The following is a 14,684-nucleotide window of genomic DNA, read 5'->3' on the forward strand; positions in this document are numbered from 1 at the left end:
TTATGGCCTTACAAACAGCGTACACTAGCCAAGTATTTCACTTTAATTTTCAAGCCCGGACCTCACGTGGCGCTATGCGCGAACGCAAGAGTTGGTTTGTAAAAATTTGGGATGACGTTAATACTGAAGTCTTTGGACTTGGTGAATGTGCTCCCTTACCAGGCTTGAGTATTGACGATGTGCCGGATTATGAGGAGCAGTTAAGAGAAACACTGCAACGTCTTCAGGAATTGACTATTGACAATGGACAATTGACAACGGACAAAATCCAACTATTGATAAAGCAAGTAATTTCTCCACAGTACCCTTCAATCATTTTCGGTTTAGAAACGGCCTTGCTTGACTTGATGAACGGGGGAAGACGAATCATATTTCAGAATGATTTTCAAAAAGGTCGGGAATTACCAATAAATGGATTGATTTGGATGGCGGATATGGACTTAATGTTGCAACAAATTGCCATTAAAGTCTATGATGGATTCAATTGCATCAAGATGAAAGTTGGTGGTCTTAATTTTGAAAAAGAGTGCGACATCCTCCATTATGTGCGCAAGAAATATTACCGCGAGGACATTACCATAAGGTTGGATGCTAACGGTGCGTTTAAACCAGATGACTGCTTATACAAACTTAAAGAATTGTCAAAGTTTGGTATTCACTCTATAGAGCAACCGATTAAAGCAGGCCAACGAAGTCTGATGCGTGAACTCAGTGAGCAATCTCCTATACCAATCGCATTGGATGAAGAACTGATAGGTGTAAATACGTTGGAAGAAAAACAACTTTTGCTTGAAGAGTGTGGCGCACCGTACATTATTTTAAAACCTAGCCTGCATGGAGGAATACAATCAAGTTTAGAATGGATTAAAGTGGCGGAAGAAAAGAAAATTGGTTGGTGGATCACCTCTGCACTTGAGTCTAATATCGGTTTGAATGCCATTTGTCAAATGACAGCTCAATTTCCAGTTGAGATACCTCAGGGCTTAGGTACAGGCCAGTTGTATGACAATAACATTGAATCACCACTTTTGGTAAAAAAGGGAAACATCAGCTTGTCCCAAAGTCAAGAGTGGAATATTGAAAGCTTAAATTTTATAACTATACAAAACAATGGCTAATTGCATCAATTGCAATCAAGAAGTAAGCACGGCATACTGTCCAGCATGTGGACAACGCAATCCGGTTAAGAAAATTAACATGGTAAATATGTGGTCAGATTTTGCTGCGCGTATTTATGGTTTTGATGGAATGCTCCCCAGAACCCTAAGCGATCTTACCATACGTCCAGGACAGGTAGCACATGATTATATCATTGGTAATCGAGTTAAATATTACGGACCACTGGGATATTTCTTTCTAACGCTTACTGTTTATTTATTGTTGGCTTCATTGTTAGAAGTGGATTTGGTAAACTTCATGATGCAGACAAATCCATCAAATGTTGAAGAACAAGGTGGGGGCGTTCAGGAGGTGGTTAGAGAAATCACTAGGTGGACAATTGATAATATGCGCAGCATTTCGTTTTTTATAACCCTATTCACTGTGTTTTTTACTTGGCTGCTTTTTAAAAAAAGCAGATACAATTTTGTTGAAACTGGTGCGTTAGTGTTCTTTACAACAGGGCACTTCATGTGGGTAAGTATTGTCCTAATAGTTGTTTATAAAATGAGCGGCCTCGTGTTAGATTCCTTCTACCTATTGCTCGCTTCCATGGCGTTTATGATTTATGCCTTTGTCAATTTCTATAGCCACCTAAGTAAGTGGAAAATTATTGTCAGGGGTATTTTTGTACATATTTTATCTTATACAGTTCTTGCTTTTGTTATTATAGGGGCTACCATTTATAGAATTTCTACTGATAAAGCGCTATACGAAAAAATAAGACCTTCTAACAACAAACCTAAAGTTGAGCAAAGTCCTGCAGTGAAGTAGTGGGCTTACTCAATTCTAGCCAGGTTTTGTCCGCTTCAAATTTTTCCGGATAATTATTGAGTGTCTCAATAATGTTTGCTCCGTAGTTAACAGGTTAAAGTTATCCATAAAAGTAGAAGGATAAAATATAGTATAAGGTATTCCTGATTGTTTAACCATATCCACTGCCTTACGCTTAACGTCAAACACCCACCAGTTAAAATTATTCATACCCTGATAATTCATGATCGGAGAACTGATAAATCCTATACGTTTAATCTTTTTTTGTTTTGCAAATTGCAATATGTTTTACAAACCTTCAGCTTCAGTATGAAACTCATTTAATTTTTCATGCTGTTGTAAATTAAGATTGAGGTAAAGGTATTCGGTTTGATCAAGAAATTTTTCGAGACTACCTGGATCTGCAATGTCACCGTTTACTATCTGAACGTTTTCTGGAAGTAGCTTGCTTGCTTTAGCCGCATTTCGAATGAGCGCACTAACTTCATATCTGTGCTTAACGAAAGCTTGAGTAAAGGGGAGTCCCAACAGAGCAGTGCCCCAATAATTGAAATCTTTTTTGTCATTGCCTTTCTTTTTTCTTAAAGTAAAAATATAATGGCGTGCCCAACACCACCAGCAGCAAACCGAAAAGAGAATTAATGATTGGGGCTCTGCCTGTCAGATAATTAGTAATATCATTTGCAAGGGTGAGGATCAGAAAGAAAAATGTAATAATCACAAAAGTGGCAGGAACAAATGGGTAGCCCCATACTTTATAGGGGCGGTGGGCATCGGGCATCTTTTTCCTAAGTACAAAAACACCAAAAGCACTTAATCCATAAAATAACCAGCTAACAAATATCAACATGTCAGTAAGCATATCGAATGATCCACTAAGGACTAAGAGACAAGTCCAAATTGCGTGAAGCGCCAATGCATTGGCAGGTGTTTGAAAAGCCGGATGTATGTTGGCAGTCCAACTAAAAAATCTCTTTTCTTGTGCCATGGCAAAAGTTACTCTCGCTGTAGCCATAATGTTTGCGTTGGTTGAACCAATGCCAGAAAAAATAACCAGTAACGCAATTAATGCTCCACCTATACCACCCATTGCAAGCTGTGCAGCATCAGAAGCCACAAAGGAAGCACTCGCGATTGCACTGATATCCATCACAAATAAATATGCCATGATAATCAACGCATAGATGACTATACAAGAGAGTAGTCCGATCAATAAACTTTTGACAATATTTTGTTGGGGGTTTTTAATCTCACCTGCAACAAAGGTGATATTATTCCATCCATCGTATCCCCAAAAGGCACCCGATAATGCTGCAACAATGGCGAGAACTAATGCCCAACCTTCAGGAGCAGTTGCAGCAGAGGTTACATAGTTATTCGGTGAGCCATCACCTATGGTGAAGATGCCAAAAATAAGAAGCATTATTGACGCTACTTTGATAAGCGTGAAGAGTACTTGTAAGCCTGCACCTGCTTTTGTGCTTCGGTAGTTGATGAATGTTAGTATTAAGACAATACCAATTGTGAAGAGTTTTACTCCGATGTTCACTAAAGGATATATTCTACCGATACCTGGTATGTATAAATAAACGGCTTGTTCAACTTCAATTGAAAATCGAGGAAGGCTGATATAATACTCTGCATAAGTACCAGCTACATAGGCAATAGATGCCACGCCAGCCGTATTAATTACTATAAAGGCAGACCAACCGTAAAGGAAGGCAACGAAATCGCCATACATTTTTTTGAAGAAGATGTATTGGCCACCTGTTTCAGGTATCATGGCAGCCACTTCAGCGTTGCTCAGCGCACCAAATAAGGTAATGACACCGGCCAATATCCATACAAAAAGCAAAAGCAAAGGAGATCCAAGTTGAGAGGCCATTAGAGATGGCTTAAGAAAAATACCAGAGCCAATAACACCACCAACTACCAATGCAATGGTTGACCAAAGCCCAAGTGTTCTGGCAAGATGTGCTTTTTCCTTCGGTACTGACATAATTTTCACTGCATGAATTCTGCCAGTAAGCGATGAAAATGATGTGTACCCATTTCACGCTTTACCGAATACCGCCCATGTTGGTAAAAACGTGAGCGAATCCCTTTTTGCACCTGATGCACTACTTCTTCATCCTCTTTCTCTACTTCATCAAGATTCGCACCGGCACCTTGTCTCAGTTTGTTTTCATCCCAAACATAAGAGAGGAAGGAGACTCTAGTTTTATTAATGCTAAGGGGCCTGATGATGTTGATCGATAATCCCCATGGATAAAAGTTGAACATCATATTTGGGAAAACCCAGAAATAGTAAGCGGCTACTTGTTTACCATAATCAACAGAGCTGGGTGGCAAATCGAAAGTGATGTCACCTTCTTTGGCCAATGCCAGTTGGAGATTACTGTATCGGTAAAGCTCTGTCGTATAATTACCATAGTCAATGATGCTGTTTAAACCTGCATGTATAAAGGGTATATGGAAACCTTCAAGATAGTTTTCGCAATACAAAGCCCAATGTGCATCTACTTGATAGTCTTTCGATAAATCAGGTCTGAAGTGAAATTGTTCTAATGGCATCCAGCCAATACGATTTTGCATATCGGCAAAAAAGTGTTGTGGATTACTTTTGTTACTGAGTGATGTAAAAAGCCATTTACCCATTTGGTGAAGCGGCAGATGTTTTAGATGATCATCGCTTGTAGGAAAATTCTCAACCTCCTTGAATTCCGGCATTGAATGAAAAGTACCATCTAATTTGAAACGCCTGCCATGGTAACGGCAGCGGATGTCGTTTAACTTACAAGCACGCTCAACAAGTATGTTGCCACGATGAGTACATACATTTGATAGACAATGAATAGTCTTATTCTCATCGCGTGTAATAACAATGGGTTCATTGAGATGCTCTTCTAACAAGTTGACAGGTGTTGTCCACCCCACTTCTTTTACCTGATCGGTATCCCCAATAAATTGCCATGTTGAGGCGAATATTTTTTCCTTACCCTCTTCAAAATGAGCTGAGCTGAGGTAAAAATCAGTATGAATGGTTTTTGCCTTGGCTATGTCCGGATGTACATCGAATTTCATAAAGATGCTTTGTGCAAAATACAAATTCTTTGTGTCTCTTGGCAGACAAACTTAAAGTCATACTATTCGTAAAATTGTATTGTATGAAAAACCAAGTGATTTTTCCCGCTGTAGCACGCTACCTTTCAGCACTTATTCTGGTTCAAACCTTGTTTTTTAAGTTTAGTGCTTCTCCAGAATCTGTTTACATTTTTCAAACAGTTGGCATGGAGCCTTGGGGGAGAATTATGGTTGGAGTTGCTGAATTGATAGCAGCACTTTTGTTGATTTATAAACCTCTTAGTTGGTTAGGTTCGATACTATCAATTTTCATGATGGCAGGAGCCATAATGATGCATGTTTTCCTTATAGGAATAGAAGTAATGGGGGACGGAGGTGAGTTGTTCTTATTGGCTGTAGTTGTATTTATTCTGTGCAGCTATGTACTATATGAACAACGAGCTATATGGCTTGACCTATTAAGGAATCGCTTTAGATTATAAGCCTTCAAGCGCTTTGACAAGATCAGCTGTTAGACCCTCATCATTTTTCAGAGCAGCTTTTAAGGCTTCAGATAAAAATTTGGGTATCTGCTCTCCTTTTTCCAATTTGTTTTTAAGGTCTTTAATCATATCAATTGCATCATTCTTATCAGGTAGCGCGCTGTTCAGAACTTTTACTTCTAAGGCGTTCCATGGATCAAGGTTAACATTAGATAAACCTTTCGGCTTAGTGGATTGTGCAATAGTTTTATCATTTATACAAGCATTAAACTGATTGATGATCTCATCCAAATCACTGTATCCATATTTTCCTTCTTCTATTTGCGCAGCTAGTTCAGAGCATTCACTTAAAAAACGTGTCATGTTTCGTTTAAAGCCGAGATTAGGTACTTCCATGCCCTGACCATCCATTTTTAATAAATACTGGCCATCATAACTTAGCTGACCATTCATTTGAAAAGCATACAAACTTAAATAGCCCTGCTTGAGCAGTTTCATAAATACATAGGTGTCAGCAAATTTCACAGGTCTGTAAAATTCCTTTTCTAAAACAAAGCCCCTTACTTGCAAAATGGTGTATGTTATTTTTTTCTTATTAGGCTGGCTAACTTGAACTCTTTTGTCAAGACCATTTACAAATATTTTAACCTGACCGTTTAGGGTGTCACCTTTTGCAGTAATAAGATAATCCTGTGCAGTTGCTGAATTACAAAGGAGAATAAACAATGTCAGTAATGGGTATGTAAACAGATGCTTCATAGCTATATATATTCTTGCAAACTAAGCTGAAATCAGCTTACAGCCAAAGAAAATGCGTTTAGAAAAGGTATTTTTGAAATCAATTATTCTTATCCTTTATTTGCAGCCTTCTGTATTAGCTATATGATTAATTATAACCCCAAAGTTTGGTTTTCGCTTATCTTCCACAGCTACTCAAAGCATGTAATGAGAACGCTTTTGCCCGTACTCATTTTTATGGCATTGTTCACTTTTGCAGTAGAGGTTATTTATGATGTTTTTGAGCTGGAAGAGAAGAATTTCCCCGGCACCATTGCCATGCACTCACTTTTGGGTATTGTTTTGGGTCTATTCCTGGTGTTTAGAATAAATTCGGCCTATGACCGCTGGTGGGAAGGGCGAAAAATGTGGGGAGGTATGGTAAACAGTACTAGAAATTTTGCCCTAAAGCTAAATGCCTACATCAGTAAAGAAGACCATGAAGAAAGAGAGTGGTTCGCAAAAATGATTCCTAACTTTATTATTGCCACTAAAGAACATCTCAGAAAAGGAACGCAGATAAGCGAACTTGATCCGCCAACCGATGACTTTGTTAATATTTTAAAGAAGTACAAGCATAAACCTAATCACATCTCTGCCATGATGTACAACAGAGTGAATGAGCTGTATAAGAAGGGTGATTTTTCAGGTTATCAGCTAATGAATCTTGACAAAGAACTAAAGGACTTTACCGATTTAATAGGAGCATGTGAGCGCATTAAGAACACACCTATTCCATATTCTTATTCCATGTATATAAAAAAGTTTCTTTTTATATATGTGATAACCTTGCCCTTCGCCTTTATTAATAACTTCGGTTATTATACCGAGATTATTGTTGTACTCATTACTTTCGTATTACTAAGCGTTGAATTAATTGCTGAAGAAATTGAAGACCCTTTTGGTACAGACGTTAACGATTTGCCTACAGATGAGCTGGCGGATAAAATCAAAGATAATGTTGAAGAAATTCTCTTAGCTTAGTCAAATGCTACGCTCACTATAAAGTAGATCACAATCATCAAAATCAAAACAGCATACATAATAAGGTCTACCCTTATATATTCCTTATACTCCTGATAAAGCGCTTTTATTTTTTTAATCATACTTTTCAATGGCTCAATTTACGAATTCGTAACAGTAAATCACATCAACTTAAGCTTCGCTAATAAGAAAAGTGGCTTTATTAATTAACCATTGTTAACAAATAATTAAATGGTATAACTCTTTGTAATCCTGCGCGTTTACATCCGACATACAACGCGCTATGCAAAAACTATATTATTTTTTGATCATTTGTTTCTTTCAAACGATTTCGGTAACAGCTCAAGACAAAGTAACCATTAACGGTTACATTAAAGACGCCAGCAATGGCGAAGCACTTATTGGAGCAACAGTGTATGTTCGATCACTTTCAGCAGGAACTACTACCAATGTGTATGGTTTCTACTCACTTACCTTACCAGCAGGGACTTACGATGTTGAATTTACCTACATCGGCTATGCTAAACAGGTTAGTAATCAAGAGCTTATCAAAAATATAAGGTTTGATGTTGAAATGGAATCGCAAGGTGAGCAACTTAAAGAAGTTGTAATATCAGCCGAAAAGGAGCAGTCAATTGTTCAGTCAGTCGAAATGAGTGTCAACAAACTTGACATCAAGACTATTTCCAAAATCCCTGCATTTTTGGGCGAGGTAGATGTCATCCGAAGCTTGCAGCAATTGCCTGGTGTGGCAACGGTGGGTGAGGGCGCTTCAGGTTTTAATGTTAGGGGGGGTAGCGTTGGTCAAAATCTTATTTTACTGGACGAGGCCTCGGTTTACAACTCTTCACATTTGTTAGGCTTCTTCTCTGTCTTTAATCCTGATGCAGTTAAAGATACTAAGTTATATAAGGCAGCTATCCCTGCCCAATACGGTGGTCGTCTGGCATCTTTGTTAGATGTACGTATGAAAGAAGGGAATAACAAAGAGTTTGAAGCCAATGGTGGTATCGGTACTATTTTTAGTCGTCTGGCGCTTGAGGCACCTATCGTTAAAGATAAAGGCTCTTTTATTGTGGCGGGTCGTAGGTCTTATATAGATGTGTTGGCACGACCATTCGTGGAGGTATTGCAGGATGGTGCCAAACTTAACTTTTACGATTTGACTGGCAAAGCCAATTACAGCATCAACGAGAAAAATAAAATTTTCTTATCAGGATATTTTGGTAGGGATGTTTTCTTCTTTGATGGAGATCAGGGTTTTTCATGGGGAAATAAAACTGGCACCTTACGTTACAATAGAATATTTAACGACAGATTGTTTGCTAACTTTTCTGCCATATTTAGCGAATACGACTATTCCCTCCAATTTGGTGAAGATGATCAAGACTACTTTCGATGGAAGTCATCCATCACAAATTATACTTTCAAACCAAATTTTAGTTATTTCTTAAATAGCGATAATGAAATCTCGTTTGGGGCGGAGGCAACTTATTATGAATTTACTCCCGCAGATGCAGTGGCTTCTTCAGGTGGAGGACCTATTCCACTTACGGTCGACAGAAAATATAACTTAGAAAATTCGTTCTATCTCTCCAATGATCAAAAGATTGGTGATGCGTTTACGCTACAATATGGTCTTCGTTACTCATCGTTTTATAGTTTTGGTCCAGGTAAAAATGTAATCTATTACGATACAATTCCTGGTAAAAGAAGAAGACCCAATACTTCTCTTGAACAGGAAGTCTCGTCTGGTGATGTATTAAGTCAATATTCAAACCTTGAGCCACGTTTATCAATAAAAGCGCAGTTAAATAACACCACTTCAATAAAGGCTAGTTATAATAGAATGGTGCAATACCTGCATTTGATTTCAAACACAACAGCATCCAATCCTTTGGATGTATGGACACCAAGTTCTAACAATATTCTTCCTGAAATTGGAGACCAACTGGCCGTTGGATATTTTAAGTCGTTCGGCAATAACGATTTATATCAATTCTCAGCTGAAACATACTACAGACAAACTGAGAACCAGATAGATTATATTGATGGTGCTAATCTTTTAATTAACCAATACCTTGAGGGTGAATTGTTAAGTGGCAGAGGTCGTGCTTATGGATTGGAGTTGTATTTCCAAAAACAGGAAGGGAGGTTTAACGGGTGGATATCCTACACTTTAGGTAAGACTGAACTACAAGTAGAGGGCATCAATAGAGGAGACTGGTACGCTACACGTTATGACCAGCGCCATAATTTAAAATTGACAGGTTTCTACGAGCTCAATAAAAGGTTATCACTCTCCGCCAACTTTACCTATGTAAGCGGAACACCTGCAACATTTCCAACATCGCGATATGTTGTTCAAGGCATACTAATACCTTATAATGCGAATGAAAGCAGGGGTAATGTTCGTCTGCCTGATTTTCACCGATTAGACTTATCCGTTCGACTGGATGGAAAAGCAGAGAAGGCAAATGGAAAGCAACGAAAGAATACAGACTACTGGGTATTTGGTTTATATAACGTCTATGCCCGTAAGAATCCCTTCTCTATTTATTTCACTCAAGGAAGTGAGCGGGTTCCTGTAGGTAGTGCCATAAACAGTGAAGCCAGGCAGTTGGCCATCATAGGCACAATCATACCATCTATTTCTTATAACTTTCATTTCTAATAATATGAAGAACAATATTTTAAAATCTATTTTGTTTACAGCTACATTCGGAGCATTGGTGGCATGTGAAGAACAGATATTTCCCGAACTAGAAAGTGCAGAACCAGTATTGGTAATTGATGCATGGGTTACAAATCGTGATCAACCGCAGGTAATAAAGATTACACGTTCTCAACCTTATTTCGATGAGGTGTTGCCCACAGGAGTAGCGGGTGCTTCGGTTTCAGTCAGCGATAACCTTGGTAACGTTTTTACTTTTACAGAAGGTGCAACACAAGGTGAATACGTTTGGACGCCTGTAGGGAATGTTGGTTTTGGAACGGTTGGTAACAGCTATGAATTGACGGTGACAGTTAATGGCGAGACCTTTTTGGCAAATGCCCGTATGAACGATGTGCCTCCTGTTGATAGTATCACATTTAATAAGCAAGAAGGAACTCAGTTTTTCGATGATCTCTATTTTGCGGAATTTTGGGGAACAGATTTATTACCCGTGGGTGACGCTTATTGGATCAAAACATATAAGAATGGTCAATTGTTAAATAAGCCCTCCGAAATAAGTTTGGCATATGATGCAGCATTCTCCAGAGGTGCTGATTACAGCGGAGAAAAATTTATAACACCCATAAGAACCAGTATTAATCCATTTGATGAGGGTGCTGATGGAAGTCTTTTATCACCATACAGTGTTGGAGATTCTCTTTATGTAGAGATAAACTCTTTATCGCAGGAAGCCTTTGACTTTTTGACTGAGGTACAGTTACAAACAGACAGACCTGGTGGTTTTGGTGAATTATTCTCTACACCTATTGCCAACGTTCCCACCAACGTACGAAACGTAAATGCTAGTGGAAGCAAAGTGGTTGGCTTTTTTAATGTGGCAGCAGTAGCAGGCAATGGCAGACGTTTTAAAAGTCTGGATGAAGTAAGTAGGGTGTATTAATAAGAAATTCTAATATCACCTCTTTGCGTCTGACCGATGATATTGAAAAATTCATCGATCGGACGCATTTGCTATTTTATGTTGGTAAGAATCGTATCAGTTTACAATTGAATCTTATTTCTTGAACAAACCTTTTTATATTTAGATATGAATAAGTTGTCAGCAAGAATAAAACTAAGGCCTGCAAGCATAGCAGACATAACATTGCTTAATCACTGGGACAAACAACAACACAATATCGATTCAGATCCTAATGATGACTGGAATTGGGAGCATGAGTTGATGCATAAACCAGCCTGGAGAGAACAACTTATGGCAGAACTTGATGGAAGACCTATAGGCTTTGTTCAGATCATAGATCCCCATGAAGAAGAGTCCCATTATTGGGGTGAAGTCGAAAGGGATTTGAGAGCCATAGATATTTGGTTGGGAGAGGAGGAAGATCTTGGTAAGGGTTACGGGTCTGTAATTATGACTCAAGCTATAGAACGTTGTTTTGAAGCCAGCGAAGTGACGGCTATTTTAATTGATCCATTGGTAAGTAACGTTAAAGCCCATCGTTTTTATGAACGTTTCGGCTTTCGTTTTGTTGAAAGGAGATTTTTTGGTGAAGACGATTGTTTTGTTTTTCAGCTTAAAAGAGAGGAGTGGAGAAGCTAGCTAAATGTTAATAGACTAATTTAAACGGTTTTACTCTCACTAATCAGAGAAAAACACTTCTCTGTTTTTTCTTTTAGCATAAATCTCATTTTCATCTATATTTGAATATTAGGTGATATGAGAAATTTCGCAATACTACTTTGTTTTATAGCTATACAAGCGCACAGCCAAATAGGTGTTTTAAACAACAATCCACCAGCCATAAAGTGGCAACAGGTTAACACTCCATCGATTAGAGTAATATATCCAAGAGGTGTTGAAGCAGAAGCCCAACGTGTCGCAAATACGCTTGAGCACATCCGACTTGCAGAATCCAGAACATTGGGTAAAGCACCCAGAAAGATATCCGTAATCCTGCAAAACCAATCTTCTATTTCCAATGCCTTTGTTTCAATAGCACCGCGTAGAAGTGAGTTTTTTATGATGCCTTCTCAAAACTATAATTTCTTGGGAAGTAATGATTGGTTAAACCTTTTGGCGGTTCATGAATACCGACACGTAGTTCAATTTGAAAATGCTATAACAGGATTTAATAAATTATTTTATTATGCTTTTGGTCCCGCTACTACTGCGGCCATGGCTAATGTTGCCGTGCCATCCTGGTTTTGGGAGGGTGATGCCGTTGCGTTGGAAACCGGGTTAACCAAGAGTGGCCGTGGTCGCATTCCTAATTTCAATATGAACTTCCGTACTAATTTGTTGGAAGGGCGCACTTTCAACTACGACAAACAATACTTACGTTCTTACAAACATTTTATTCCAGATCATTATGTGCTGGGTTATCATATGGTTAGTTATCTGCGAGAACGCAGCAACGACCCTGAGATATGGGGTAAAATAACCAAGCGTGCATGGAACGTTCCCTTTCTTCCTTTTCGCTTTTCAAATTCTATACACAAGTATGCTGACATAAGGGTTAGTAAGTTGTATAAGGAAATGGCGAATGAATACAAAACAAGGTGGGAGAATAAATTGAAAGAACTTTCCTTAACGAGTTTTGAAACAGTTAACAAACGCAAGTCAAAAGCTTTTACCAATTACCATTATCCAAATCTTTTAGATGATGGCAGTGTAATTGCAATGAAGAGTGGTATAGGAGATGTTGATCATCTCGTACTGATTAAAGATGGTGTCGAAACGCGAATACATACACAAGGTGTTGTAAATGATGGAGGAATGCTTTCCACCGCAAATACAAAAGTAGTTTGGAATGAATATGAGTTTGATCCACGTTACAGGGTAAAAACATATTCAGTTATAAAAGCATACGATGTAGCAACAAAACAATTATGGAAACTAAGTAGTAAATCACGTTATGGTGCTGCTGCATTATCACCAGATGGTTATCAGGTAGTGACAGTAGAAACTAATACTGGTTATCAAACAACTGTGGTTATTATTGATTTCTTCTCAAAACAAGAAAAAAAGCGATTTGAAAATGCAGAGAATCATTTTTATGCCATGCCAAGGTTTTCTAATGATGGCAAGTCTGTAGTAGTAACCAAGACAACACCGCAAGGAAAAACCATTAGCACCATAGATGTTGCGAGTGGCCTGGAGAGAGACATACTTCCTGTTACAAACGAAAATATCGGGCATCCTGTTTTAGAAGGAGACATCCTGTATTTCAACTCACCAGTAAGTGGTATTGATAATATCTATGCATATGATCTTAAAACAGAAAAGCGGTATCAGGTTACTTCAAGTAAGTATGGCGCTTTTAACCCAGCGCTAAGTGCAGACGGTAAGACACTTTTTTATAATGATCAAGGAAGAGATGGATTAGATGTTGTTAAAATGCCTGTAGATCCAGTGTTATGGAAAGAGGTCAGTTTTACAAAACCAGTTAAAACCTTCTTTGAGTTTTTAGCAGAACAGGAGGGCAGACCAAATCTACTTGACAGCATTCCTCAGATAGAACTTAGTACTAAGCGTTATTCAAAACTGAGTGGCATTATTAATCCTGTAAGTTGGGGGGCATATTTTGATAGTAATTTAACAAGCACAACACTGGGTATAACCTCAAGAAATATTTTAAGTACAACGGCAGTCTCAGCCGGCTACGATTATAACATTGCCGAAAATAGTGGATCGTGGAATACAACCCTAAGTTATCAGGCATGGCTGCCCATTGTAGATATTAGTGCCTCATTTGCCAATCGATCAGTTAATGAAGGTGACGTACAGATTCGTGTTATTGAGCGCAACCCTACACCTCCACAGGATACAACACGCAATGAATTAATAAAACGTAATCTTACTTTAGACTGGGAGGAGAGAAATGTATCAGTAGGGTTGAGGATTCCCCTCTTACTCACACGTTCAAAATATAATAGCGGTCTTACTATTAGTAACAATATAGGGTATACCAAAGTAAGCAGCTTTACCAACTCGTTGTATCAGGATGCACGATTTGCTCCTGCTGAAACCTTGAACGATACCATAACACGTGTTTATACTTTACGCAATTACGTAGGCAATAATAATTTAGTCTTTAATAGGTTTAGGGTTAATGCATTCCGCTATTTCAGACAAAGCAGCCGTGATTTTTTACCTAGATGGGGCCAAACAATTAATCTAGACTGGTATAAATCTGGCTTTGGGAGTGATTTAAATGGTTCACTCTTTGCCTTTTACTCACAATTATTTTTCCCTGGGTTATTTAAACATCATTCCTTCAATGGATATTGGGCGTATCAAAGAACTTTGTACACCGATGATTTTAGGACGAATTATGTTTTCTCTAACAGGATTCCAGTGCCAAGAGGACAATCTATTTTTCGGGCCCAGCAGTTTTATTCTATGTCGGCTAACTACGCTTTACCCCTTTGGTATCCAGATGTTAACATTGGACCACTTGTTAATTTCCAGCGATTAAGACTTAACGCATTTGTTGATTATGGCTTTGCCAATTCTCCATCATTCGACTCAAGCCAATCTTATTTGACTGTTGGTACTGAAGTAAAGCTGGACATGAACATTCTTCGATTTGTCCCTCAATTAGACATTGGATTCCGTGTAAGCTATGGCCTAAGGCCATCAGTGTCAACGTTTGAATTTTTACTGGGTACGATAAATTTCTAAATCACTTGAAAATCGGCTCTGATGCCTTATTTTTGGCTGTTTAACAGAGATATAAAAGAAAAGC

Annotated in this window: 12 protein-coding genes; 8 read left to right on the forward strand and 4 right to left on the reverse strand. The window is 38.4% G+C overall.

The annotated features are described in order from the left end of the window. Window positions 1-2 precede the first annotated feature (2 nt). Both SanaruYs_RS00480 and SanaruYs_RS00485 read left to right on the forward strand, forming a co-directional pair. On the forward strand, window positions 3-1,118 hold the full coding sequence (locus tag SanaruYs_RS00480; RefSeq protein ID WP_127120551.1) for an o-succinylbenzoate synthase: 1,116 nt from the start codon (window positions 3-5) through the stop codon (window positions 1,116-1,118). Then, the gene (locus SanaruYs_RS00485) at window positions 1,111-1,932 is read left to right on the forward strand and encodes a DUF3667 domain-containing protein (RefSeq protein ID WP_127120552.1); all 822 of its coding nucleotides are present in this window, start codon (window positions 1,111-1,113) and stop codon (window positions 1,930-1,932) included. Before SanaruYs_RS00480 ends, SanaruYs_RS00485 begins: the two co-directional genes overlap by 8 nt. 288 nt (window positions 1,933-2,220) lie before the next feature. Here SanaruYs_RS00485 and SanaruYs_RS20525 read toward each other — a convergent pair whose 3' ends face one another. Genes SanaruYs_RS20525 through SanaruYs_RS00500 form a run of 3 tightly spaced genes read right to left on the reverse strand, consistent with a single transcriptional unit; the run spans window position 2,221 to window position 5,016 of the window. Continuing rightward, window positions 2,221-2,460 carry an NmrA family NAD(P)-binding protein gene (locus tag SanaruYs_RS20525; protein WP_441547578.1) on the reverse strand — a complete coding sequence of 80 codons (240 nt, stop codon included), beginning with the start codon at window positions 2,458-2,460 and terminating at the stop codon, window positions 2,221-2,223. A gap of 34 nt (window positions 2,461-2,494) precedes the next feature. Continuing rightward, on the reverse strand, window positions 2,495-3,931 hold the full coding sequence (locus tag SanaruYs_RS00495) for an APC family permease (RefSeq protein ID WP_127120553.1): 1,437 nt from the start codon (window positions 3,929-3,931) through the stop codon (window positions 2,495-2,497). A 5-nt stretch (window positions 3,932-3,936) separates the two neighbouring features. Next, window positions 3,937-5,016 carry an aromatic ring-hydroxylating oxygenase subunit alpha gene (locus SanaruYs_RS00500; RefSeq protein ID WP_127120554.1) on the reverse strand — a complete coding sequence of 360 codons (1,080 nt, stop codon included), beginning with the start codon at window positions 5,014-5,016 and terminating at the stop codon, window positions 3,937-3,939. Window positions 5,017-5,099: 83 nt separating this feature from the next. Between SanaruYs_RS00500 and SanaruYs_RS00505 the strand changes: the two genes are divergently transcribed. Further along, window positions 5,100-5,498 carry a DoxX family protein gene (locus tag SanaruYs_RS00505; RefSeq protein WP_127120555.1) on the forward strand — a complete coding sequence of 133 codons (399 nt, stop codon included), beginning with the start codon at window positions 5,100-5,102 and terminating at the stop codon, window positions 5,496-5,498. Here the strand turns inward: SanaruYs_RS00505 and SanaruYs_RS00510 are convergent. Continuing rightward, on the reverse strand, window positions 5,493-6,257 hold the full coding sequence (locus SanaruYs_RS00510) for a hypothetical protein (RefSeq protein WP_127120556.1): 765 nt from the start codon (window positions 6,255-6,257) through the stop codon (window positions 5,493-5,495). The genes SanaruYs_RS00505 and SanaruYs_RS00510 overlap by 6 nt on opposite strands. Before the next feature lie 123 nt (window positions 6,258-6,380). Between SanaruYs_RS00510 and SanaruYs_RS00515 the strand changes: the two genes are divergently transcribed. The 5 genes from SanaruYs_RS00515 (at window position 6,381) to SanaruYs_RS00535 (ending at window position 14,620) form a co-directional block, all read left to right on the forward strand. Next, on the forward strand, window positions 6,381-7,259 hold the full coding sequence (locus SanaruYs_RS00515; protein ID WP_127120557.1) for a bestrophin family protein: 879 nt from the start codon (window positions 6,381-6,383) through the stop codon (window positions 7,257-7,259). Window positions 7,260-7,542: 283 nt separating this feature from the next. Further along, window positions 7,543-9,933 carry a TonB-dependent receptor gene (locus tag SanaruYs_RS00520; RefSeq protein WP_127120558.1) on the forward strand — a complete coding sequence of 797 codons (2,391 nt, stop codon included), beginning with the start codon at window positions 7,543-7,545 and terminating at the stop codon, window positions 9,931-9,933. A 4-nt stretch (window positions 9,934-9,937) separates the two neighbouring features. Next, the gene (locus tag SanaruYs_RS00525) at window positions 9,938-10,876 is read left to right on the forward strand and encodes a DUF4249 domain-containing protein (protein ID WP_127120559.1); all 939 of its coding nucleotides are present in this window, start codon (window positions 9,938-9,940) and stop codon (window positions 10,874-10,876) included. Window positions 10,877-11,023: 147 nt separating this feature from the next. Next, window positions 11,024-11,536 carry a GNAT family N-acetyltransferase gene (locus SanaruYs_RS00530; protein ID WP_127120560.1) on the forward strand — a complete coding sequence of 171 codons (513 nt, stop codon included), beginning with the start codon at window positions 11,024-11,026 and terminating at the stop codon, window positions 11,534-11,536. Between the two features lie 117 nt (window positions 11,537-11,653). Further along, entirely contained in the window at window positions 11,654-14,620 is a 2,967-nt protein-coding gene (locus tag SanaruYs_RS00535) for a BamA/TamA family outer membrane protein (protein WP_127120561.1), read from the forward strand. Window positions 14,621-14,684 lie beyond the last annotated feature (64 nt).

The sequence above is a fragment of the Chryseotalea sanaruensis genome (genome assembly GCF_003990915.1).
Classification (GTDB): Bacteria; Bacteroidota; Bacteroidia; order Cytophagales; family Cyclobacteriaceae; genus Chryseotalea; species Chryseotalea sanaruensis.

Coding starts and splice junctions, on each gene's coding strand:
- SanaruYs_RS00525 (WP_127120559.1), top strand. CDS start 9,938: ATGAAGAACAATATTTTAAAATCTATTTTGTTTACAGCTACATTCGGA.
- SanaruYs_RS00510 (WP_127120556.1), bottom strand. CDS start 6,257: ATGAAGCATCTGTTTACATACCCATTACTGACATTGTTTATTCTCCTT.
- SanaruYs_RS00530 (WP_127120560.1), top strand. CDS start 11,024: ATGAATAAGTTGTCAGCAAGAATAAAACTAAGGCCTGCAAGCATAGCA.
- SanaruYs_RS00505 (WP_127120555.1), top strand. CDS start 5,100: ATGAAAAACCAAGTGATTTTTCCCGCTGTAGCACGCTACCTTTCAGCA.
- SanaruYs_RS00520 (WP_127120558.1), top strand. CDS start 7,543: ATGCAAAAACTATATTATTTTTTGATCATTTGTTTCTTTCAAACGATT.
- SanaruYs_RS00515 (WP_127120557.1), top strand. CDS start 6,381: ATGATTAATTATAACCCCAAAGTTTGGTTTTCGCTTATCTTCCACAGC.
- SanaruYs_RS00535 (WP_127120561.1), top strand. CDS start 11,654: ATGAGAAATTTCGCAATACTACTTTGTTTTATAGCTATACAAGCGCAC.
- SanaruYs_RS00500 (WP_127120554.1), bottom strand. CDS start 5,016: ATGAAATTCGATGTACATCCGGACATAGCCAAGGCAAAAACCATTCAT.
- SanaruYs_RS00480 (WP_127120551.1), top strand. CDS start 3: ATGGCCTTACAAACAGCGTACACTAGCCAAGTATTTCACTTTAATTTT.
- SanaruYs_RS00495 (WP_127120553.1), bottom strand. CDS start 3,931: ATGTCAGTACCGAAGGAAAAAGCACATCTTGCCAGAACACTTGGGCTT.
- SanaruYs_RS00485 (WP_127120552.1), top strand. CDS start 1,111: ATGGCTAATTGCATCAATTGCAATCAAGAAGTAAGCACGGCATACTGT.